The following is a 20,300-nucleotide window of genomic DNA, read 5'->3' on the forward strand; positions in this document are numbered from 1 at the left end:
TGCGCCAAGTGCGCCCCCAGGGGCGGGTCGAGGTGGTATGGGGAGCGTGGAGGTGCGAGCGTCACCGCAGGTCACCGCGGGTGGCGGGGGAGCGGCGGGGGCTCATCGGCCGGTCACCGGCGGTTGGTTTTCCGTTCGCGCGGTGTCAATTGGCGGGTAGTTGCACGCGTCAGCCGCTCGGGGCCTTACGCTCCCCGCATGGACAGCGCAGAGTACGAGCGCAAGATCGCGTCTCGGTTCGCCGCATTCGATCAGGACGGCAACGGCTTCATCGACCGTGAGGACTTCAGCGGGGCGGCCGCGAGGCTGCTCGCCGAGTTCTCCACGACTCCCCGCTGCGACAAGGGCCAGGCGCTCTACAGCGGTGCGGAGGCCTTCTGGCAGGGCATGGCCGGAATCGCCGACGTCGACGGCGACCAGCGCGTCAGCCGCCAGGAGTTCGTCACCGGGGCGGTCAAGCGCCTCCGGGACAACCCGGAGCGCTTCGCGGAGATCGCCCGCCCGTTCCTCCACGCGGTCATCGCCGTCGCGGACACCGACGGCCAGGGCGTGACGACCGCCGCGGCGGCGCGGGTCCTGACCGTCCTGGGCGTATCCCCCGCCCTCGCCGCGGAGGCGTCCCGCGCCCTCGACCCGGACGGCGACGGCCGCGTCCGCGAGGACGACGCGCTGAAGGCGTTCGCGGCGTACTACGTCACTCCGGAGCACCCGTAGCCCCTGCCGGGGCGCTCGGTGGGCTGATGTCCTCGCCGGGAGTGGGGCCCGCGCCGTGGCCGATGACGCAGCGGGGGCAGGCGTAGAGGACCACCGGCGGACCGCTCGCCCGCTCCACCGAACCGACCTCGGTCGGGGCGCAGGTTTCGGCCTTGCAGCGGACGCAGACGGCGTCGAAGGGCCGCGGCGTTTTTGCGACGAGGGCGTCGCGTGTCATGGTCACCTCCGGGCCCGGTGGACCGTTGGGGCGGTCCGCCGGGTGCTGGTGTTTCCGGGCGGGTCAGGACTCGGGAGGCGCGGTCGGGTGGCCGGCTTCCTCGTGGCGGCGGCGCAGTACGCGGCAGTCGGCCGCGCGGGACTGGTCCCCGGTCCCCCTGGCCTCCAGCTCCTCGTCCTCCAGCTCGCGGCAGCGCGCGCAGACGGTCGCGGTCACACCGTCGCCCCCTTGCTGCGCTCGTTGGCCTCGGTGACGGCGGTGCTGAGGAGTTCGGAGGCGGTCACGGGCCGCAGATCGGCCGCGGGCACGTCCCACTCGATGCCGCCGCCGAGGGGCCGCAGCCAGTAGCGCGTGTGCGTCCGGTCCATGACCCGTCCCACCTTGTTGCGCACGGTGTCCCTGGCCGTCCCGCCGATCTCCGGCCGCCAGGGCGTTGCACTTGCCTCAGTGGACATGGGCCCGCCCCCTCCGCAGCCGGATCGCCTCGTTCTGCGCGAGCCGCCGGAGGGCCGCGAGGGCGGCGACGAGGGTGCCGCGGTCGCAGGCGTATCCGCCCCGGGGAACCCAGTCGGGCGCCAGCCCCCAGAACCCGCCCGCTCTGATCAGGGCGTCGAGTTGGGATTGGGGGGCGGGGGCGGGGGTGACGACGTGGGCAGCGGGCATGGGTCGCTCCTTTCTGTAGCGTTTCCACTACAAGGAGCTTCAGGTTTGCCTAGAGTTGGTCCTCCTTCAACGTGCCTCAAATGAAGGAAGGGGCAGGTGCGTTGCCTTATGAATCGCAAGGAACTGAACCCTGGCAGGAGTCCTCAGGCGGCCTTCGGTGCGCGTTTACGCAGCATGCGGGAGGCTCGTGGCTGGACGCAGGAGGAGCTGGCCGATCGGACGGAGTACTCCAGCAAACACATCTCGGCGACGGAAACTGGTCGTAAGCCACCGACTCTCCGGTTCTCGCGGGGTCTCGATGTGGCCTTCGGTCTCGAAGGAACATCCGAATCGTTCGAACGCTCGTTGAGAGAGATGCGAAACGGCGTACTGCTGGAAGGTTTTCCAGAGTACGTGGGCCACGAGGCCCAAGCGGTGGAGATCCGGGTATTCGAAACGGGCATCATCCCGGGCCTGTTGCAGACGCCCGAGTATGCGCGAGTGCTGGTGGACAGTGCTGTGCAGCGAGGCTCCATCACGCCGGAACTGGCGGAGGAACGAGTCGCCATCCTGGCCGAGCGCCAGCACGCCGTAGCCCGTCCCCGGCCGCCCATGGTGATCGCGGTACTGGACGAGAGCTGTGTGCGCCGGCGGGTAGGAGGACGGCAGGTCATGAGGGCTCAGCTCGACCGTCTGGTCGAGTTTGCCGAGGAGCCGAACACCATCCTCCAGATCGCCCCCTTCGAGATAGGGGAGCGGAGGCCGGTCAATCTGCCGCTCTATCTTCTGACGATGGCCGACCGGTCCCTGATGGCCTACGCCGAGTCCCAGACCCAGGGGCACTTCGATCGCCATATCCCATCGGTCGTACCGCAGTTGACGGCCTACCATCAGCTACAGGCTGTCTCCGCCTCCCAGGCGGAATCCGTCGCCATGATCCACGAGCTACGAAAGGGCTCCCCGTGACCCCGACGATCGAATCCCCCCGCTGGTTCACGTCCTCGTACAGCGACAACGGCGGCGCATGCGTCGAGGTGGCCGCCAACCTCGCCATATCCCACGGCGTCGTTCCCGTGCGCGACTCCAAGAACCCCACCGGCCCCGTCCTGAGCGTCCCGGCACGCGCATTCGCCGCCTTCGTGTCGGGCGTCAAGGCCGGAGGCCTGGGCACCAACTGACGAGAGGAACCACCGTGACGTACGACTGCCTCGACTGGACCAAGTCCTCGTACAGCAACAACGGCGGCACCTGCGTCGAATGGGCCCCTCAGTACGCGTCCGCCACCGGCACCGTCCCCCTCCGGGACAGCAAGCACACCGATGGCCCCGTGCTCCTGGTCTCCGTATCCGCCTTCGCGGGGCTCGTCGCGGGCGTCAGGACCTGCGGGTTCGGCACCCACTGACACCCACGCCGTCGTCGTCAGCGCCGAGTCGAACGCGGTGCGCGCCGTCGACAGGACGGCCGGGTCGTCCAGCTCCGCCGCCTGGCCGATCGACTCCCGGGCGGCGGGGCGAGCGGCTGGGCAGCCAGTAGGGTGCGTGGGGTGACTACCTCCTCCGTGCTCCCGCGTTCGTTCCGGCTGCTCGTGACGGGCGGAGGCACCGGCGGTCACACCTACCCGGCCTTGACGGCGATCCGTGCCCTGCAACGTCGTCTCGCAGATGCGGGCAGCACGCTGGATGTGCTGTGGATCGGGACTGCGGACGGTCTCGAAGGGCGTGTCGCCCCGGCGGAGGGGATCGCGTTCAAGACGGTGGCCACGGGGAAGATCCGCCGCTCGTCGAATCCGCTCAAGATGCTGTCCGCCGCGAACATGAAGGACATGGCGCGGGTGCCGCTCGGTGTGGCTCAGGCCCGGTCGATCGTCTCGGACTTCCAGCCGGATGTGGCCCTGGCGACGGGCGGGTACGTCGCGGTCCCGGCCGGGCTGGCCGCGCGGCTGTGCCGTGTTCCCCTGGTCCTGCACGAGCAGACCGTCCGGCTCGGGCTGGCCAACCGGAAGCTCGCGAGTTCGGCAACGCGGATCGCGGTGTCCTCGGAGTCCTCGCTGTCACTGCTGCCCGCCGAGGTACGTGAGCGTGCGGTCGTCACCGGCAACCCGGTACGGCCGGAAGTACTGGGCGGGCACGCGGACAAGGCAGTAGAAGCGCTGAGCCTGTACGGCTTCGACCGGCATCTGCCGACCGTGTACGTCACCGGTGGGGCCCAGGGCGCCCAGCAGATCAACAATGTCGTTCGTGATGCGCTGCCCTGGCTGCTGGCACATGCGAACGTGGTCCACCAGTGCGGCCCTGCGAACGTGGAAGGACTCCGGGCGGCGGTCGGCGCACTGGACCCGGTGCTCGCCGGCCGATACCACGTCACCGGGTTCGTCGGGGCGGAACTGCCGGACGTTCTGGCGCTGGCCGACGTCGTGATCTCCCGGAGCGGGGCGGGGACCCTGGCGGAGCTGACGGCACTCGGCAAGCCGGCCGTGTTCGTCCCCCTCGCCACGTCGGCCGGGAACGAGCAGGCCCACAACGCCCGGCACCTCGCCGACGCGGGGGCCGCGCTGGCTCTGCTCGGCGAGGCCACCGGCCGGTCTCTGCAAGAGGCGGTGGGCCCGCTCCTGGCCGACCCTGCCCTGCGGGCGGGGATGGCCGAGCGGGCCCGGACGCATGGGCGACCTGATGCGGCGGACAGGCTGGTGGACGTGCTGCTGTCCGCGGCGTCCGTCTGATCGGCGCCTTCAGGTGCGGCGCCTCCCGAGATGCAGGGCGGTGCCCGCCTCGATCACCACGGCGCAGTCGTTGAACGCCCCGGCCTCAATGCGCTGATGTCGCGGTGAAGTCCTTCGGGACCAGCCATGCCACCAGCACCGTCCCCGCCGCCACAAAGCCCACCGACACCCACGCCGTCGTCGTCAGCGCCGAGTCGAACGCGGTGCGGGCGGCGGCGAGGACGGTCGGGTCGTTCAGCTCCGCCGCCTGGCCGATCGACTCCCGGGCGGCGGACGGGCGGCCCGCCATGTGGCTCGCGTACACCGCCGCGTGGACGGAGCCGAGGAGGGCGACGCCCAGGCCGACGCCGAGTTCGTACGAGGTCTCGGAGACCGCGCCCGCCTGGCCCGCCCGTTCGGCGGGGACCGCGGAGACCAGGACCGCCGCGGCTGTGGTGATGGCGAGGCCGTCCCCGATCCCCAGGGCGGCGAAGACGACGGCGATGTACGGATAGGGCGTCGGCACCGGGGAGAGCGCCAGCACCAGGAAGCCCGCCACCATGAACGCCAGGCCCGTGGCCATCGCCGTCCGTACCCCCGCGTGCCGCATCATCCAGGGCGCGGTGAGGGAACCGGCGAGGGCGGCGAGGGCCGCGGGCAGGGTGCGGAGACCGGCCTGGGACGGCGAGTAGCCGTGGACGTACTGCAACCAGAGCGACAGCAGGAACAGCGCGGCGCCGATCGCCATCATCGCCAGCAGCGTGGCGACCGCCGCCGCGGTGAAGGGGCGGCTGCGGAACAGCCGTACGTCCAGCAGCGGATCGGACTGCGTGAGCTGGCGGCGGGCGAAGAGGGCGAGCAGGCCCAGGCCCGCGAGGAGCACCAGCACCCCGGAAACGTCCAAGCCGCTCTTCGCGAGGTGCTTGATACCCCAGGCCAGGGCGATGATCCCGGCGACCGACAGCAGCGCGCCCACCCAGTCGAGACGTCCGTGCCCCGGATCCTTGAACTCGGGCAGCAGCCACATCCCGGCCGCCAGGGTCAGCGCGACCACCGGGATGTTCACCCAGAACGCCGCGGACCAGCCGTACTCCTCCACCAGCACCCCGCCGACCAGCGGCCCGATCGCCGCGCCCGCGCCCGCGACCGCCGCCCACACACCGATCGCGAGGGTGCGTTCCCGGGGGTCGTGGAAGATATTGCGGATCAGGGAGAGCGTGGAGGGCATCACCATCGCGCCGCCGATGGCCAGCAGCACCCGTCCGGCGATGAGCTGGGCCGAGCTGTCGGAGGTGGCGGCGAGCACGGACGCCAGGCCGAAGAGGGTGACGCCCGCGAGGAAGAGGCGTTTGCGGCCGTAGCGGTCCCCGATTCCGGCGGTGGTGATCAGGAGGCCGCCGAGGATCAGCCCGTAGACGTCGATGATCCACAGCTGCTGGAGGGCGTCGGGTTCGAGATCGTCGATCAGGGAGGGCAGGGCGACATTGAGGATGGTGGCGTCCAGCGCCACCATCAGCAGGCTGAGGCAGAGGACGGACAGCATGGTCCACCGCCGTCCGCGCCCGGGTTCGCGACCGGCTCCGTCGACCGTGTCCCTGTCCGTGTCCGCCACCCTGCTCCGCCCCTCTGCCCCGGTGTCCCGGTGAGTCCGTCCGACGGGTGCAGACTGCCCGGCGGGACCGGGGCGGGAGCAGAGCGTGGCGCGGTGCGTAGCCCGAAAGGCCCAGTGTTTTAGGCCGTTCCGTCCGGCGCCCCGGGCCGGTTCCCGTCCGGTGCGCCACGATGCGGCGGCCGGAGCGGCCGGAGCGGTCGGAGCGGTCGGCGAGGCCGGTGCGCGCGGGCGGGATGGTGGGGGCGTTCGCGCTGCCGACGCCGACGGTCGCAGCGGGCGGTGCCGTCTGCGGGAGACCGCGGTGCCCGCCGACGGGTACCGCGGGGGCGCGGCGGCGTGCACCGGCCGGGTGGTTTCGACGCCCCCGTGGGCCGAAGCCACCCGGCCGGGATCATGCCCGGCTCGGGGCCTGCCGGAGGATCAGGTACCCGATCTCGTGGTCCGGGTAGCCGAAATTTCCCGGGCTCCCGTCCGGCACGGTCTCGGCGTCACGCTGCACGGCGTCCACGGCACTCACAGCGTCCACGGCACTCACAGCGTCCACGGCACTCACAGCGTCCACGGCGCTCACGGCGCTCACGGCGGTCCCGTCCGGCTCACCGGCCGCGGCGGCCGATCCGGTCCCGGCGGCCACCAGCCCCAGGACGGCCAGCGTCGCCACGGCGGCCGATATCCCCCGCGACCTCCTGCGATTCACGTGCGTCTCCTTGCGTGTGCGGGGATGCCGGCTCGCTCTCCGGAGAGACGCTCGGGCGGATCAGGAGAATCTACGGGCGGACCAGCGGGGTGACATGACGATCCGTGCGGGAAATGTTGACATTCCGTCCGGGCGTGACCGCGGGCCTGGTCGCGCCCCCTTCAGCCGAACCGCTCCCGCAGCCGGTACTTGAGCACCTTCCGCAGCGTCTCGTTCCGCGGCAGCGCGTCGACGACCTCCACCTGTTCGGGGATTTTGTACGGGGCCAGGCCGAGGCCCGTGAGGAAGGCGGTCACCTCGGACAGGGTCGGCGGAGCCGTACCCGGCCGCTGTTCCAGGACCGCGCAGACCCGTTCCCCCCGCTCCTCGTCCGGCAGTCCGATCACCGCCGCGTCCGCGACGGCGGGATGGGTGTGGAGCAGATCCTCCACCTCCTTCGCCGAGATGTTCTCGCCCTTGCGGATGATCATGTCCTTGCGGCGGCCGGTGAGGACGAGATGCCCGGTGGGGGTGAGGTGTCCGAGGTCGCCGGTGCGGAGGAAGCCGTCGGGGTCGAAGGCTTCGGCGCTGTGCGCCGGGTCGAGATAGCCCCGGCAGACCGCCTCGCCGCGGAGCCGTACCTCCCCGTCGACGATCCGGATCTCCATGCCCTCCGGCGGCCGTCCCTCGGTGGTCGCCAGATGCTCGGGGGAGTCGTCCGGGGACCCCATCGTGATCATGGGGACTTCGGTCATGCCGTAGCCGTGGGTGAGCGCGCAGCCCAGTTCGCGGACGACCGCGTGGTACAGCTCGGGCGGTTTCGGCGCGCCCCCGCCCGCGAGCAGCCGCAGGGTGGGGATCAGCTTCTCGCCGGGCGGCAGCTTCCGCTGTTCCGCCAGGAACATCGCGTAGAAGGCGGTGGAGCCGCCGGCGGTGGTGACGCCGTGACGGCGGTACTCGGGCAGCGCGTCGGGCAGCGCGAACTTCTCGAAGAGGACGGCGGGGAACCCGTACAGCAGCAGCATCACCAGATAGTCCGCGCCGCCGATATGGGCGAAGGGGAAGGCGATGGAGCCGATGTCGTCCGGGGTGAGCCGGAGCGCGTGGGCGAGACAGGATCCGGCGGCGATCAGGGAGCGGTCGGTGTGGCGGACGCCCTTGGGGTCGGAGGTGGTGCCCGAGGTCCAGTAGATCCACCGGACCGCCGTGCCGTCGGCGGGCGGCGGGGGCAGGACGGCCGGATCGCCCTGCGGAAGGGTTCCGTACGCCTCGAACACACCGCGGGCGCCGAGCCGTACCGCCATCGCCGTATGGTCGAAACCACGCCATTCTCCGGGCACGGCGAAGTACTCGGCGCGGCAGGCGCGGAGCGCGAAACCGGCCTCGCGGTCCCGGTAGAAGGGGATGACCGGGGACTGTACGGCGCCGATCCGGGCCAGGGCGGCGGTCAGGACGACGGTCTCGACCGTGGTGGGGAGCTGCCAGGCGACGACGGTGCCGGGGCGGACCCCCAGTCCGTGCAGTCCGGCCGCGGTCCGTTCGGCGGCGTCCCGCAGCCCGCCGAAGGTGAGGACGCGGTCGCCCTGGAGGAGGGCCCGGCGGCCGGGGGTGAGCGCGGCGCGGCGGTCGATCAGCTCCCAGAGGGTGCGGGCGGCGCCGAGCGCGTGGGCGGTGCTCCCCTCGGCCGGCTGCCCCGGTTCCGTACGTGTGGACTCCATGGCCGTACGCCTCCGTTCGGGGCCGGGAGAAGTGAACTGACGGTACGTCAGATAGGGTCAGGGGGGTAGGCGTGCGACCGCTTGTGGGCGGTCGGGGGCGGGGCTTAGCCTGGGGCCGATAAGTATCTGATGGCATGTCAGATCAGGTGCGGCGAAGGCGGGGTGACCGGGCTCCATGGACTTCGGCCCGACGGAAGAGGAAGCGGCGTTCCGCACGGCCCTGCGGAGCTGGCTGGCCACCGCCCTGCCCCGGCTCCCCCCGAAGCCCTCACCGGACGACTGGCCCGGCCGCCGCGCGTACGACACCCACTGGCAGCGCATGCTGTACGACGCCGGGTACGGCCGGCTCCACTGGGACGCGGACCCCGGCCTCCGGCTGGTCTTCCTGGAGGAGACCGAACTCGCCGGCGCGCCCTACGTCGGCGCCAACTTCGTCGGCCTCCTCCACGCCGGGCCCACCATCGCCGCCGAAGGCACCCCCGAACAGCGCGAACGGTGGCTCGGCCCGATCCTGCGCGGCGACGAGATCTGGTGCCAGGGCTTCAGCGAACCCGGCGCCGGATCCGATCTCGCCGCCCTGCGCACCCGGGCCGTCCGCGACGGCGACGCATACGTGGTCACCGGCTCCAAGATCTGGACCTCGCACGCCGAGGTCGCCGACTGGTGCGAACTCCTCGTCCGCACCGACCCCGCCGCCCCCCGGCACCGGGGCATCAGCTGGCTGGCGCTGCCCATGGACGCGCCCGGGATCACCGTCCGGCCGCTGCGCACACTGGCGGGAACGGCCGAGTTCGCCGAGGTCTTCCTCGACGAGGTACGGGTCCCGGCCGCCCACCGGGTCGGCGCCGAGAACGACGGCTGGCGGGTCACCATGGTCACCCTCTCCTTCGAACGCGGCACCGCCTTCGCCGGGGAGGTCGTCGCCTGCCGCCGTACCCTCGCCGCCCTCGCCGCCGCGGCCCGGCAGACCGGCCGCTGGGACGATCCGGTCCTCCGGCGCAGGCTGGGCGGGCTGCACGCGGAGTTCACCGCGCTGTGGCGGCTGGTCCAGTGGAATGTCAGCGAGGCCAGGACCGGCGGCGCGGCCCCCGGCCCCGGCGGCTCCGTCTTCAAGCTCCGCTACTCGGGAGCCCGGCAGGAGCTGTACGAGACCGCCGCCGAGGTCCTCGGGCCCGACGCGCTCGACCTCGGGCGGGAGTGGGCGGTGGACCGGCTGTCGTCCCTCTCGTACACGATCGCCGCCGGGACCTCCCAGATCCAGCGGAACATCATCGCCGAGCGGCTGCTCGGCCTGCCGAAGGGCGGTGCCTGAGATGCGGTTCCGGCTCACCGAGGACCAGCGGGCGCTGCGGTCCGCCACCCGTGGACTCCTCGACCGGGTCTGCCCGCCGAAGGCCCTGCGGGCGATGGCCGACGGCGCTGAGCCCCCGCGGCTCGACCGGGTGGTGTGGGCCGCGCTCGCAGAGGCCGGGGTGTTCGCGCTGCGACTGCCGGAGGACGCCGGGGGTGTGGGCCTCGGGGCGCCGGAGGCCGTCCTCGTCTTCGAGGAGCTGGGGCGGGCGCTCGTCCCCGGGCCGCTGGTCGCCACGCATCTGGCGGCGGGCCGGGTCGCGGGCGCGGCGACGGGGGAGACGGTGGTCACGCGGGTGGACGGCGGGCTGGTGGCGTGGCTGGCGGAGGCGGATGTGGTGGAGGCGGATGTGGTGGAGGCGGGTGTGGTGGAGGGGTACGGGACGGGGGGCGGGGTCACGGCGGGCGGCGGGCCCGGCGCGGGGCCCGGCGTGAGGGGCGGGGCCGTACTCCCGGACGCCGGGGCCTCCGGAGCCGTACCCCTGCGGTCCGGGCTCCCCGGAGCCGTACCCCTGCGGTCCGCCGATCCGCTCACTCCCCTGCACCGCGTCCCGGCACCGGCCGCCCCCGGACCGGCCGCCCCCGGCCCCTGGGACCCTTCGGCCGCCCTCCTCACCGCCGCCGAGCAGCTCGGCACGGCGGGCCGCGTCACCGAACTGGCCGTCCGGTACGCCCGGGAGCGTGAGCAGTTCGGCCGTCCGGTGGGATCCTTCCAGGCGGTCAAACACCTCTGCGCGGACATGCTGGTCCGTACCGAACTCGCCCGGGCCGCCGTCTACGCCGCGGCCGTCTCCGGCGATCCGGCCGAGACCGCCGGGGCCAAACTCCTCGCCGACGACGCAGCCGTCGCCAACGCCCGCGACTGCGTCCAGATCCACGGCGGTATGGGCTTCACCTGGGAGGCGGACATCCATCTCCACCTCAAACGCGCCTGGCTGCGGGCCCGTGCCCGGCCCCTCGCCGCCGAGGCCCAGGAGACCGCGGCCCGCGCCTTGGCCGTGTCCGCCGGGGCCCGGGCGGCGCACCCGTCGCTATAGCACCATGGCGTGTCACGTTGCGTCGATATCGGGTTGTGTCCTTCGGATGACTCGTCACGGGCCGTCGTCGGCCGCTCACTCCGGTACGCTCCCTGAAATGCGAGTCGTACCGAGGCACGACGGCCGCGGTGACGCCCCTGCGGTGTCCCCGTGCCCGGAAATGCGCGCCGCTCACACCACGGGTGAGCGGGCCGCGGGCCCCTGTTCGACTCGCCGCGGCAGGTGTCGCACAGCATTCACCCCGAGTACTCCTTCGTGCTGGAATATGCCCGAAGCGCTTGTTGCGGTGACTGTACGTCAACCATGCTGTCCCGCACGGGAGTCACAGGCAGTGACCCTGCCGGGAAAGACCCAGTCGAGGCGCGAGGCGTTGTGTCCGCCGGTTCGGATGGTGTGAGCGGTGCAGGTGCTCCAGGTTCAGTTGGAGGTCGGTCCCGATCCCGCGGAGGTGGGACGGGCCCGTAGATGGGCGCGGTCCCGGCTCGTCGGCTCCGGGATAGAGCACGACGAGCCGCTGGCGGACACGCTGATCCTGCTGATCTCGGAGCTGGTGACCAACGCGGTCGTCCACACGGGCTGCCCCGCCGTACTGCGGATGCTCTTCGGCTTCGGCAAGGAGGAGGCGGGCACGGTCCGGGTCGAGGTCGCCGACCGCTGCGCCCGGCCGCCCCGGCGGCGTACCGCGGAGGACGACGAGACCAACGGGCGCGGCCTGGAACTCGTCGACGGTCTGGCCGACCGCTGGGGCTGGTCCCAGGAGGGCAACGGCAAGTCGATCTGGTGCGAGATCGACCGGGGCGTGCCCGCCGGGGCGGCGTATCCGGACGACACGCGCGGCGCCCGCGGTACCTGCTCCGGCCCGATCGGCGGCACCGCGCGCGAGAGCGCGACGGCGGGGACGCGGGAGGCGTCCCGCGGTACGGGGACCGTGGTGGTACGGAACCCGGGCACGGTCGCCGTCCGGCAGCCGGGGACGGTGGCGGTACGGGAACCGGGGCCCGGCGCCGGAGGGGCGCGGGACGGCACGCGCGGCGGGGCCGTCCGTACCGGTACGCCGGTCGAACTGGCGGCCGTCCGCCGCTGAGGGGCGGCGGGATCCGGCGGCCCGGCCGCCTTGAAGGCCGGAACCAGCGGTTCACCGGACCCGGTCCGGCGGCTCCGGCGTTCGGCACGACCGGTCCGGCGGCGGTTCAGAAGACCGCGACCGGGGCGACCGGTGTCCCCGTGCCACCGACGAACGGTTCCGGCATGGCCGAGAGCAGGAACGCGTACCGGCGTTCTTCTCCACAGGCTGTGGACAACTTTTCCAGATCCCAGTTCTGGCCCTGGAGCAGGCCCATCTCGACCAGATGGAGCGCGTGCACCGGCAGCCACAGATCGTCGATCTCCGGCGGGACGATCTCGAAGGACAGCGTGTCCGTCGCCACGGCGGCCACATCCCGGGCGTGGAACCACTCCGGCGTACGGACGGAGAGCCCCGGCGACGGAAACCCGTAGGCGTGTTTGTCCCCAGCCGCCAACAGGCGCATCTGGCCGGTCCGTACGAGCACCACATCACCCGCGCCGACGGTCACCCCGCCGAACTCCGCGGCCTCGTCGAGATCCTCGGGCGTGACCGCGTGCGTGCCGCCGAGCCGCTCGACCCCCTTGGCGCGGGCCACGTCCAGCAGCACCCCGCGCGAGACCACGTACGGGATCTTGTCGATGCCGCTGAACCGCGATCTGCCGTGCGGGGTGATCGTGCTCGCCGGACGGCCGTTGTAGAGCGTGCCGCTGTGCGAGACATGGGTCAGCGCGTCCCAGTGGGTGGCCGCCTGGAGCGCCATGGTCACGGTGTCGTCGCTGGTGGCGACCGTACCCGGGCCGAACATCTCGTAGTTGATCTGGAGCATGGTGTGGCAGGGGTTGGTCCGGCCGGGGACCAGACCGGTCTGGAGGCCGTCCCGGTGCAGCGGGAGCGCGAGCGCGATGCGCCGGCCGGAGCGGACGGTGCCGGCCGCGGCCCGTACCACCCCGTCGGTCACCAGGTTGAGGGTGCCGATCTCGTCGTCGTCCCCCCAGCGGCCCCAGTTGTTCACGCGTTCGGCGACCTCGTGGAACTCGCGCGGCAGCGGCATCGCGCACCGACCTCCTCGGGACGTCCGGCAGTCCGGCGAGCCCGGCCCGCGGTTGCGGTCCAGGGGCTGTGCGGGGCGTCCGGACCCGCCTAGAATCTAACGGTCCGTCAGAAACCGTGGGAAGGGGCCGGGCGTGGGGAACTTCTTGGCAGGCAAGGTCGTCGCCGTCACGGGCGCGGGCCGGGGCATCGGCCGGGCGGTCGCCCTCACCGCGGCGGCCGAGGGCGCGAAGGTCGTCGTCAACGACTACGGCGTGTCCGTCGACGGCGCCGAACCCGCCTCCGAGGTCGCCGACACCGTGGTGAAGGAGATCGAAGCCGCGGGCGGCAGCGCGGTCGCCGTCGCCGACGACATCTCCACCATGGCGGGCGGACAGCGGCTCGTGGACACCGCGCTCGCCGCGTACGGACGGATCGACGGCGCCGTCTGCGTCGCCGGAATCCTCCGCGAACGCATGCTCTTCAATATGACGGAGGAGGAGTGGGACCCCGTCGTCGCCACCCACCTCAAGGGCACCTTCACCGTCTTCCGCGCCGCCTCCGCCGTCCTGCGGAAACAGGGTTCCGGCACTCTTATCGGCTTCACCAGCGGAAACCACCAGGGCTCGGTCGCCCAGGCCAACTACGCGGCGGCGAAGGGCGGGATCATCTCGCTGGTCCGCAGCGCCGCACTCGGACTGCACCGGTACGGCGTCACCGCGAACGCCGTCGCGCCGGTCGCCCGGACCCGGATGTCCGCCGGGGTGCCGATGGAGCTGACGGAGATCGGGGAGCCCGAGGACGTCGCCGCCCTGGTGGTCTATCTGCTCTCCGACCGGGCCCGGGAGATCACCGGACAGGTCTACACGATCGCCGGACCCAAGATCGCGGTCTGGGCGCAGCCGCGTGAGCTGCGCGCCGGATACGCGGAGGGCGGCTGGACCCCGGAGAAGATCGCCGGTTTCCTGCCCGGCACGGTCGGCACCGATCCGATGCCGATGCTGGCCGCGCTCACGGAGATGACGCGGGCGGCGAAGGCCGGCGAACGCCCCAACACCTGAGCCGGGGGAGGCGCATAGCGTGGACAAGGCAGACAAGGCAGACGAGACGGCCGAGGCAGCCTCTGCACGCTCCGCCGATGGGGTCTTCCGGGCGGAGGTACGGGCCTGGCTGGCCGGGCACCTCACCGCGGCCCACCGGAGCGCGGGCGGCGGCCCCGGGCGGGAGCACGAAGGTGTCGCGGTACGCCGGGAGTGGGAGCGCGCACTGGGGAGCGGCGGGTGGATCGGGCTGGGCTGGCCCGAAGCGCGCTGGGGCAACCGGTCCGTCGGCCGGGATCTCCAGGTGGTGTGGGCGGAGGAGTACGCGCGGTCCGGGGCGCCCGGCCGGGTCGGGCATATCGGGGAGAACCTGCTGGCGCCGACGGTGATCCGGTACGGGACACGGGAGCAGCAGGACCGGTTTCTGCCGCCGGTCGCCCGGGGCGAGGCGCTGTGGTGCCAGGGCTACAGCGAACCCGGCGCGGGCTCGGACCTCGCGGCCGTCCGTACCAGCGCGGTCCGGGACGGCAGCGGCTACCGGATCACCGGCCAGAAGGTGTGGACGTCGCTGGCCCGGGAGGCCGACTGGTGCTTCGTCCTCGCCCGCACCGAGCCGGGTTCCCGGCGGCACCGGGGGCTTTCGCTGCTGCTGGTGCCGATGGACCAGCCGGGCCGGATCGAGGTCCGGCCGATCCGGCAGCTCACCGGCACCAGCGAGTTCAACGAGGTGTTCTTCGACGGGGCGGCGGTCGGGGCCGGGCAGGTCGTCGGGGGTGAGGGCAACGGCTGGACCGTCGCGATGGCCCTCCTGGCCGACGAGCGGGGGGTGGCCGTCCTCGCCCAGCAGATCGGCTTCGAAGCGGAGCTGCGGGAGGTCGTCCGTACCGCGGTGGCGACGGGCGCGGCGGACGATCCCGTCATCCGCGAGCGGCTCGTCCGGCAGTGGGCGGGGCTGCGGGCCCTGCGCTGGAACGCCCTCGCGGAACCGGAGCCGGGGGGCGATCCCGGGGCGCCGAGCGTGACGAAACTCCTCTGGGGCAACTGGCATCGCACGCTGGGCGAGCTGGCGATGGCCGTACGGGGCGCGGCGGCGACGGCCGGACCGGGGGAGTGGTGTGCGGACGCGCCGTACGAACTCTCCCCCGACCAGAGGATGTTCCTGTTCAGCCGGGCCGACACGATCTACGGCGGCTCGGACGAGATCCAGCGCACGGTCATCGCCGAGCGGGTGCTCGGCCTCCCGAAGGAACCGAAGGGGTGAACTGCCCATGCGGGGAGTCGTCTTCGACGGCCGGCGGCCGGAGCCGGTGGACGATCTGGAGGTACGGGACCCGGGGCCGGGCGAAGTCCTGGTGGCGATCGCCGCGGCCGGGCTCTGCCACAGCGACCTGTCGGTGATCGACGGCACGATCCCCTTCCCGGTGCCGGTGGTCCTCGGCCACGAGGGCGCGGGCGTGGTGGAAGCGGTCGGGGAAGGGGTGCGGCATGTGGCCCCCGGGGACCATGTGGCGCTCTCCACCCTCCGCAACTGCGGCGCCTGCGCGGACTGCGACCGCGGCCGCCCCACCCTCTGCCGGACGGCGATCGGCCGCCCGGACCGGCCCTTCTCGCGCCGGGGCGAGCGGCTGTACCAGTTCGCCGCGAACTCGGCGTTCGCCGAGCGCACGATCGTCACGGCCGTCCAGGCCGTACGGATCCCCCGCGACCTCCCGCTGACCTCGGCGGCCGTCCTGGGCTGCGCGGTGCTGACGGGAGTCGGAGCCGTACTGAACCGGGCGAGGACGCGCCGCGGGGACACGGTCGTCGTCATCGGCACCGGCGGAATCGGCCTCAACGTCCTCCAGGGCGCGCGCCTGGCGGGCGCCTCCCGGATCGTCGCGATCGACACCGACCCGGCGAAGGAACCCCTGGCGCTGCGCTTCGGCGCCACCCACTTCCTGCCGTCCGCCGAAGCCGTCCGCGACATCCTCCCGACGGGCGCGGACCACGTCTTCGAATGCGTGGGCCGCCCACCTCTGATCCGCACCGCGGTCGACCTTCTCGACCGCGGGGGCCAGGCGATCCTGCTGGGCATGACACCCCCGTCGGCGGAGGCGACGTTCGTCCCGGCCGCGATGTTCCTGGACAAGTCCATCCTGGGCTGCCGCTACGGCACCGCGCGCCCGCAGCACGACATCGCGCTCTACGCGGCCCTGTACGCGAGCGGCGACCTGCTCCTCGACGAACTGGGCTCGGAGACCCGCCCGGTGGAGGACTTCACGAACGCGATGGCGGGCGTGGGGGAGGGGGCGAGGGTGGTGCTGACGTTCTGAGGGGGCGGTGCGGGGTGGACCGTCGGGTGGGCCGGGGGGAGGGATTACTACGCTGCACTGGTGTTTTCATACGACGAGTTGACGCCGCCGGAGCGCCTGGTGTGGGACGCGTTTCCCGAGGGGCGTCCGGTGGACCTGCGCCCGGGGGCGCCCGGGGGCGACGGGATCGCCGGGGGCGGGGGGTGGGGCGGGGAGCGGACCGTCCGGGCCTCGGTGATCGTGGCGCTGCTGCTGGACGCGAACACCGGGCGGGCCGGTGCCGTGCCGTGTCTGAGGCTGGCCGGTGCCCGGATATCGGGGCCCGTGCTGCTGAGCGGCGCGCAGATCGCGCATGCCCTGATCCTCGAAGACTGCTGGTTCGACGAGGGGCTGGACCTCTCCGGCGCGTCGACGCATTCGCTGGCGATCAGGGGCAGTCGCATGCCCGGTCTGGAGGCCGGGATGATCCGTGTGGAGGGGCGGCTGGACCTGCGGCACTCACGGCTGGAGGCGGGGGCGGCCTCGGCGCTGCACCGCAGGGTGACCGCTCTGTCGCTGATCAACGCCCGGGTGAGCGGGGTGGTGAACCTGGGCGGGGCGGAGATCTCGGCGCCCGGGGAGTGGGCGGTCTCCGCGGGCGGGCTGGTCGCCGAAGGCGGCCTTTACTGCCTCGACGGATTCACCGCGCGCGGGGAGATCCGGCTCATGGGGGCGCAGTTGCCGGGCGGGCTGCATATGCGCGGTGCCGTGCTGGGGGACGCCGGGCGGCGCGGGGTGGTGCTGGCCCTGGACAACGCCACGGCCTCCACGCTCGACTTCTCGGGCGGTTTCACCGCGGAGGGGACCGTGCGGCTGCGGGGTGCCCGGGTCTCGGACGATCTGACCTTCGAGGACGCCGTCCTGAACGGGCCGCCCGGAGGCGGGGGACCGTCGCTGGTCGCCCAGCGGATGCAGGCCGTCGACTTCGACTTCACGCTCGCCAGGCCGCCGTCCGCCCCGGTCGACCTGCGGGGCGCCCAGGTCTCGTACCTCCGCGACAGCGAACGGAGCTGGCCGGACGTGGTGCTGCTGGACGGATTCGCCTACGGCGCCGTGGCGGAGGACGCGGCGGGGGACCACGAGAAGGCGGTGCAGCAGCGGGTGGCCTGGGTACGGCGCAGCCCGGGATACCGTCCGCAGCCCTACGAGGAGCTGGCGGGCTGGTACCGCAAGGGCGGGCACGACGGCGACGCCCGCCGGGTGCTCCTTGCGAAACAGCGCCACCGGCGCTCGACGTTCTCCCCGCTTGCGCGGGCCGGCGGGTATCTCCTCGACGCGACCGTCGGCTACGGCTACCGCCCCTGGCTCGCCGGGGTCTGGCTGCTCGCGCTGACCCTGCTGGGCTCTGTGGTCTTCGGGGCCCACTCCCCCACCCCGGCCAAACGCGGCGAAGGCACGCCGTTCCAGCCGCTCGTCTACACCCTCGACCTGTTGATCCCGATCGGCGGGCTGGGCCAGCGTTCGGCCTGGTACTGGCAGGACGGCGGTCTCCAGGGGCTGGCGTACGCGCTGATCGCCTGCGGCTGGCTGCTGACGACGGCCGTCATCGCGGGGGTGAGCCGCGCGCTCCAGAAGAACTGACCCGGGAGGCCCGGCGCCCGGTGGAACGGGACCGCCGCCCTGGGCGCCAGGGCAGCGCCCGGACGGTCCTCAGGGGGTCCGGCCGCGAAATGTTCTGCGGTACGCCGTCGGGGAGACGCCCAGCACCGTCTGCACATGCGCCCGCATCGACTGGGCCGTGGCGAAGCCCGAGTCCCGTGCCACCCGGTCCATGGAGAGTTCCGTCGACTCCAGCAGCTGGCGGGCGCGTTCCACTCGCTGGGCGGTCAGCCACTGGACCGGGCTGACGCCGACCTCCTCGCGGAAGCGGCGGGTGAAGGTGCGGACGCTCATCGACTCGCGTTCGGCGAGGTCGCGGAGTTGGAGCGGTTCGTGGAGGCGGGTCAGGGCCCAGGCGCGGGCCGCCGCCGTCGTGGGGGCCGTGGCGTCGGGGACCGGGCGGGTCACGTACTGCGCCTGGCCGCCGGCGCGGTGCGGCGGGACCACATTGCGGCGTGCGGTGTCGTTGGCGACGGCCGTGCCGTGGTCCCGGCGGACCATATGGAGACAGAGGTCCAGGCCCGCCGCGACCCCGGCCGAGGTCAGGACATCGCCGTCGTCCACGTACAGCACGTCCCGGTCGACCCGCACCGTCGGGAACAGCCGCTGGAAGTGGTCCGTCCACCCCCAGTGCGTTGTCGCGGGACGGCCGTCGAGGAGCCCCGCGGCGGCCAGGAAGTAGCTGCCCGTGCAGATGGACGCGACCCGGGTGCCCGGCCGGATCCGGGCGAAGACGTCCGCCAGCCGGTCCGGGAGCCTGCCGTGCTCATAGACCTCCGCAAGGTGGTACGCCGCCGGGACGATCACCGTGTCGGCGCGCTCCAACTCCTCCGGACCCCGCTCCACATGGAGGGTGAAGTCCGCGTTGGCCGGGACAGGTCCGGGGACGGGCGTGCAGGTCACGACCGTGTACAGCGCCTCACCCGAGGCGTCGAGGGTGCGGCCGAAGATCCGGTGCGGGATGCCCAGTTCGAACGGGATGACGTCCGGCAGGGCAAGGACCACCACCCGGTGCGGCGTACGGCTCCGGTCAGCAGACATGGCCCGATCCTAGCGAACCATGTCCCTCGGGCCACTCGCTGGGCAACCGGACTGGCCGGAAGCTGGTGGCCGTGACCGATGTGAGCCGTAGACCCGTCCCTTCCCCGGCCCCGGCCCCGCCTCCGGCCGTGCCCCCCGCGCCCGGCCGCCGCCGGGTGCACCGCGCCTGGTCCGTCGCCGCCGTCACCTTTGTGACGATCATCGGCGCCGCGGGCTTCGCCTCTCTGCCCGGCCTGCTCTTCGACCCGCTGCACGACGAGTTCGGCTGGTCCCGCGGCACGATCGGCTTCGCCGTCTCGGTCAATCTCGCGCTGTACGGGCTGACCGCGCCGTTCGCCGCCGCCCTGATGGACCGCTTCGGCATCCGGCGGGTCGTCGCCGCCGCCCTGACCGTGATCGCCCTCGGCTCGGCCCTGACCGTCGTGATGACCGCCGCCTGGCAGCTCGTCCTCTTCTGGGGCGTCCTCGTCGGCCTCGGCTCCGGCTCGATGGCCCTCGCCTTCGCCGCCACCGTCACCGACCGCTGGTTCGTCCGCCGCCGCGGACTCGTCACCGGCCTGCTCACCGCCGCGGGCGCCTCCGGACAGCTCGTCTTCCTCCCCCTCCTCTCCTGGCTGGTGGAGGAGCGCGGCTGGCGGCCCGCCGCGGTCACCGTCGCTCTCGCCGCCCTCACCGTCGTCCCTTTTGTCTGGCTGTTCCTGCGCGACCACCCGGCCGACGCCGGAATCGCCGCCTACGGTGCGCAGGAGTTCACCCCCAAGCCGCCCCCGGCGAAGGGCGCCGCCCGGCGGGCCGTGACGGTACTGCTCGAAGCGTCCCGTACCGGACCCTTCTGGCTGCTCGTCGGCACCTTCGCGATCTGTGGCGCCACCACCAACGGCCTGATGAAGACCCACTTCGTCCCGGCCGCCCACGACCACGGCATGGCGGTTACCGCCGCCGCGTCCCTGCTCGCGCTCGTCGGTGTCTTCGACATCATCGGTGCGGTCTGCTCCGGCTGGCTGACCGACCGCTTCGACACCCGTAGGCTGCTCGCCGTCTACTACGCGCTGCGGGGCATCAGTCTGATGTTCCTGCCGATGCTGCTCGCGCCCGATATCCGGCCGCCGATGATCTTCTTCATCGTCTTCTACGGACTGGACTGGGTGGCCACCGTCCCGCCGACGATCGCCCTGTGCCGCCAGTACTACGGCGACGACAGTGCCATCGTCTTCGGCTGGGTCCTCGCCTCCCACCAGGTGGGCGCGGCCGTCGTCGCCTTCGTGGGGGGAGTGGCGCGGGATGCCTTCGGCTCGTACGACATCGTCTGGTACGCTTCGGGCGCGCTGTGCGCGGTCGCGGCCCTGATGGCGCTGGTGATCCGCCGGACGCCGGCGAAGGCCGCGGCGGTGTGACAAGGCCGGGGTTCTGTTCGGGCGGGCAGCCCGGTGACGCGGTCGGCGGGCACCCGCTCGACGTACCGTGCGCGTCACCGCCTGTCGCGCTCGAACGGACCGGACCGCGCCGGGCAGAGTTGCGGACCGATCCTGAC

21 protein-coding genes and 1 pseudogene are annotated in these 20,300 nt (G+C 72.7%); 13 read left to right on the plus strand and 9 right to left on the minus strand.

Features of this window, described 5'->3' with window-relative positions; all coding sequences use genetic code 11:
- Window positions 1-198: 198 nt before the first annotated feature.
- Window positions 199-714: an EF-hand domain-containing protein gene (locus ACIQ9E_RS12270; RefSeq protein ID WP_366255984.1), complete on the plus strand. Its 516-nt coding sequence runs from the start codon at window positions 199-201 to the stop codon at window positions 712-714.
- Here the strand turns inward: ACIQ9E_RS12270 and ACIQ9E_RS12275 are convergent.
- The 4 genes from ACIQ9E_RS12275 to ACIQ9E_RS12290 all read right to left on the minus strand — a co-directional run bounded on the left by ACIQ9E_RS12275 (window position 695) and on the right by ACIQ9E_RS12290 (window position 1,594).
- Window positions 695-931 (minus strand): hypothetical protein, encoded by a 237-nt coding sequence (locus tag ACIQ9E_RS12275; RefSeq protein WP_366255983.1) that lies wholly within the window; start codon window positions 929-931, stop codon window positions 695-697. The two genes, ACIQ9E_RS12270 and ACIQ9E_RS12275, sit on opposite strands and share 20 nt — an antisense overlap.
- Before the next feature lie 63 nt (window positions 932-994).
- A complete protein-coding gene (locus ACIQ9E_RS12280; RefSeq protein ID WP_366255981.1) occupies window positions 995-1,147 on the minus strand; it encodes a hypothetical protein in 153 nt (50 codons plus the stop codon).
- Window positions 1,144-1,386, minus strand: a complete 243-nt coding sequence (locus ACIQ9E_RS12285) for a hypothetical protein (protein ID WP_403705910.1) — start codon at window positions 1,384-1,386, stop codon at window positions 1,144-1,146. Before ACIQ9E_RS12285 ends, ACIQ9E_RS12280 begins: the two co-directional genes overlap by 4 nt.
- Window positions 1,376-1,594 (minus strand): hypothetical protein, encoded by a 219-nt coding sequence (locus ACIQ9E_RS12290; RefSeq protein ID WP_403705913.1) that lies wholly within the window; start codon window positions 1,592-1,594, stop codon window positions 1,376-1,378. Before ACIQ9E_RS12290 ends, ACIQ9E_RS12285 begins: the two co-directional genes overlap by 11 nt.
- Before the next feature lie 108 nt (window positions 1,595-1,702).
- Between ACIQ9E_RS12290 and ACIQ9E_RS12295 the strand changes: the two genes are divergently transcribed.
- The 4 genes from ACIQ9E_RS12295 (at window position 1,703) to ACIQ9E_RS12310 (ending at window position 4,292) form a co-directional block, all read left to right on the plus strand.
- Complete coding sequence (locus ACIQ9E_RS12295) at window positions 1,703-2,539, plus strand: helix-turn-helix domain-containing protein (protein ID WP_403705918.1); 837 nt, start codon at window positions 1,703-1,705, stop codon at window positions 2,537-2,539.
- Window positions 2,536-2,751, plus strand: a complete 216-nt coding sequence (locus ACIQ9E_RS12300) for a DUF397 domain-containing protein (RefSeq protein WP_403705928.1) — start codon at window positions 2,536-2,538, stop codon at window positions 2,749-2,751. The genes ACIQ9E_RS12295 and ACIQ9E_RS12300 overlap by 4 nt, the downstream gene beginning before the upstream one ends.
- A gap of 14 nt (window positions 2,752-2,765) precedes the next feature.
- The gene (locus ACIQ9E_RS12305) at window positions 2,766-2,975 is read left to right on the plus strand and encodes a DUF397 domain-containing protein (RefSeq protein ID WP_403705931.1); all 210 of its coding nucleotides are present in this window, start codon (window positions 2,766-2,768) and stop codon (window positions 2,973-2,975) included.
- 141 nt (window positions 2,976-3,116) lie between these two features.
- Entirely contained in the window at window positions 3,117-4,292 is a 1,176-nt protein-coding gene (locus ACIQ9E_RS12310; protein WP_403705934.1) for a UDP-N-acetylglucosamine--N-acetylmuramyl-(pentapeptide) pyrophosphoryl-undecaprenol N-acetylglucosamine transferase, read from the plus strand.
- Between the two features lie 85 nt (window positions 4,293-4,377).
- Here ACIQ9E_RS12310 and ACIQ9E_RS12315 read toward each other — a convergent pair whose 3' ends face one another.
- The 3 genes from ACIQ9E_RS12315 to ACIQ9E_RS12325 form a co-directional block, all read right to left on the minus strand.
- A complete protein-coding gene (locus ACIQ9E_RS12315) occupies window positions 4,378-5,883 on the minus strand; it encodes an MFS transporter (protein ID WP_403705937.1) in 1,506 nt (501 codons plus the stop codon).
- A 391-nt stretch (window positions 5,884-6,274) separates the two neighbouring features.
- Complete coding sequence (locus ACIQ9E_RS12320; RefSeq protein ID WP_403705940.1) at window positions 6,275-6,580, minus strand: hypothetical protein; 306 nt, start codon at window positions 6,578-6,580, stop codon at window positions 6,275-6,277.
- A 161-nt stretch (window positions 6,581-6,741) separates the two neighbouring features.
- The gene (locus ACIQ9E_RS12325) at window positions 6,742-8,277 is read right to left on the minus strand and encodes a class I adenylate-forming enzyme family protein (RefSeq protein ID WP_403705943.1); all 1,536 of its coding nucleotides are present in this window, start codon (window positions 8,275-8,277) and stop codon (window positions 6,742-6,744) included.
- A 175-nt stretch (window positions 8,278-8,452) separates the two neighbouring features.
- Here ACIQ9E_RS12325 and ACIQ9E_RS12330 point away from each other — a divergent pair, with 175 nt between their 5' ends.
- The 3 genes and pseudogenes from ACIQ9E_RS12330 to ACIQ9E_RS12340 form a co-directional block, all read left to right on the plus strand.
- Window positions 8,453-9,589, plus strand: coding sequence for an acyl-CoA dehydrogenase family protein (locus tag ACIQ9E_RS12330; RefSeq protein WP_403705946.1), 1,137 nt, complete (start codon window positions 8,453-8,455; stop codon window positions 9,587-9,589).
- A 1-nt stretch (window position 9,590) separates the two neighbouring features.
- Window positions 9,591-10,664, plus strand: a complete 1,074-nt coding sequence (locus tag ACIQ9E_RS12335; RefSeq protein WP_403706241.1) for an acyl-CoA dehydrogenase family protein — start codon at window positions 9,591-9,593, stop codon at window positions 10,662-10,664.
- Between the two features lie 400 nt (window positions 10,665-11,064).
- A pseudogene (locus ACIQ9E_RS12340) lies at window positions 11,065-11,469 on the plus strand (ATP-binding protein); the annotation flags it as partial.
- 385 nt (window positions 11,470-11,854) lie between these two features.
- Here the strand turns inward: ACIQ9E_RS12340 and ACIQ9E_RS12345 are convergent.
- Window positions 11,855-12,781, minus strand: a complete 927-nt coding sequence (locus ACIQ9E_RS12345; RefSeq protein ID WP_403705949.1) for a cyclase family protein — start codon at window positions 12,779-12,781, stop codon at window positions 11,855-11,857.
- A 133-nt stretch (window positions 12,782-12,914) separates the two neighbouring features.
- Between ACIQ9E_RS12345 and ACIQ9E_RS12350 the strand changes: the two genes are divergently transcribed.
- Genes ACIQ9E_RS12350 through ACIQ9E_RS12365 form a run of 4 tightly spaced genes read left to right on the plus strand, consistent with a single transcriptional unit; the run spans window position 12,915 to window position 17,710 of the window.
- On the plus strand, window positions 12,915-13,820 hold the full coding sequence (locus tag ACIQ9E_RS12350) for an SDR family oxidoreductase (RefSeq protein WP_403705952.1): 906 nt from the start codon (window positions 12,915-12,917) through the stop codon (window positions 13,818-13,820).
- A 19-nt stretch (window positions 13,821-13,839) separates the two neighbouring features.
- Window positions 13,840-15,060, plus strand: coding sequence for an acyl-CoA dehydrogenase family protein (locus tag ACIQ9E_RS12355; protein ID WP_403705955.1), 1,221 nt, complete (start codon window positions 13,840-13,842; stop codon window positions 15,058-15,060).
- A 7-nt stretch (window positions 15,061-15,067) separates the two neighbouring features.
- Complete coding sequence (locus tag ACIQ9E_RS12360; RefSeq protein WP_403705958.1) at window positions 15,068-16,111, plus strand: Zn-dependent alcohol dehydrogenase; 1,044 nt, start codon at window positions 15,068-15,070, stop codon at window positions 16,109-16,111.
- Between the two features lie 60 nt (window positions 16,112-16,171).
- Complete coding sequence (locus tag ACIQ9E_RS12365; protein ID WP_403705961.1) at window positions 16,172-17,710, plus strand: oxidoreductase; 1,539 nt, start codon at window positions 16,172-16,174, stop codon at window positions 17,708-17,710.
- Between the two features lie 69 nt (window positions 17,711-17,779).
- Here ACIQ9E_RS12365 and ACIQ9E_RS12370 read toward each other — a convergent pair whose 3' ends face one another.
- Window positions 17,780-18,769 carry a GlxA family transcriptional regulator gene (locus ACIQ9E_RS12370; RefSeq protein WP_403705964.1) on the minus strand — a complete coding sequence of 330 codons (990 nt, stop codon included), beginning with the start codon at window positions 18,767-18,769 and terminating at the stop codon, window positions 17,780-17,782.
- Window positions 18,770-18,897: 128 nt separating this feature from the next.
- Between ACIQ9E_RS12370 and ACIQ9E_RS12375 the strand changes: the two genes are divergently transcribed.
- Window positions 18,898-20,163 (plus strand): MFS transporter, encoded by a 1,266-nt coding sequence (locus ACIQ9E_RS12375; RefSeq protein WP_403705967.1) that lies wholly within the window; start codon window positions 18,898-18,900, stop codon window positions 20,161-20,163.
- The last annotated feature ends 137 nt before the right edge of the window (window positions 20,164-20,300 follow it).

Origin of the sequence: Streptomyces sp. NPDC094448, assembly GCF_044763775.1 — a bacterium.
GTDB lineage: Bacteria > Actinomycetota > Actinomycetes > Streptomycetales > Streptomycetaceae > Streptomyces.

What these genes read in the sequence shown, in the direction of transcription:
- ACIQ9E_RS12270 (WP_366255984.1), top strand. Translation starts at nt 199, where the DNA reads ATGGACAGCGCAGAGTACGAGCGCAAGATCGCGTCTCGGTTCGCCGCA.
- ACIQ9E_RS12275 (WP_366255983.1), bottom strand. Translation starts at nt 931, where the DNA reads ATGACACGCGACGCCCTCGTCGCAAAAACGCCGCGGCCCTTCGACGCC.
- ACIQ9E_RS12285 (WP_403705910.1), bottom strand. Translation starts at nt 1,386, where the DNA reads ATGTCCACTGAGGCAAGTGCAACGCCCTGGCGGCCGGAGATCGGCGGG.
- ACIQ9E_RS12290 (WP_403705913.1), bottom strand. Translation starts at nt 1,594, where the DNA reads ATGCCCGCTGCCCACGTCGTCACCCCCGCCCCCGCCCCCCAATCCCAA.
- ACIQ9E_RS12295 (WP_403705918.1), top strand. Translation starts at nt 1,703, where the DNA reads ATGAATCGCAAGGAACTGAACCCTGGCAGGAGTCCTCAGGCGGCCTTC.
- ACIQ9E_RS12325 (WP_403705943.1), bottom strand. Translation starts at nt 8,277, where the DNA reads ATGGAGTCCACACGTACGGAACCGGGGCAGCCGGCCGAGGGGAGCACC.
- ACIQ9E_RS12330 (WP_403705946.1), top strand. Translation starts at nt 8,453, where the DNA reads ATGGACTTCGGCCCGACGGAAGAGGAAGCGGCGTTCCGCACGGCCCTG.
- ACIQ9E_RS12335 (WP_403706241.1), top strand. Translation starts at nt 9,591, where the DNA reads ATGCGGTTCCGGCTCACCGAGGACCAGCGGGCGCTGCGGTCCGCCACC.
- ACIQ9E_RS12345 (WP_403705949.1), bottom strand. Translation starts at nt 12,781, where the DNA reads ATGCCGCTGCCGCGCGAGTTCCACGAGGTCGCCGAACGCGTGAACAAC.
- ACIQ9E_RS12360 (WP_403705958.1), top strand. Translation starts at nt 15,068, where the DNA reads ATGCGGGGAGTCGTCTTCGACGGCCGGCGGCCGGAGCCGGTGGACGAT.
- ACIQ9E_RS12370 (WP_403705964.1), bottom strand. Translation starts at nt 18,769, where the DNA reads ATGTCTGCTGACCGGAGCCGTACGCCGCACCGGGTGGTGGTCCTTGCC.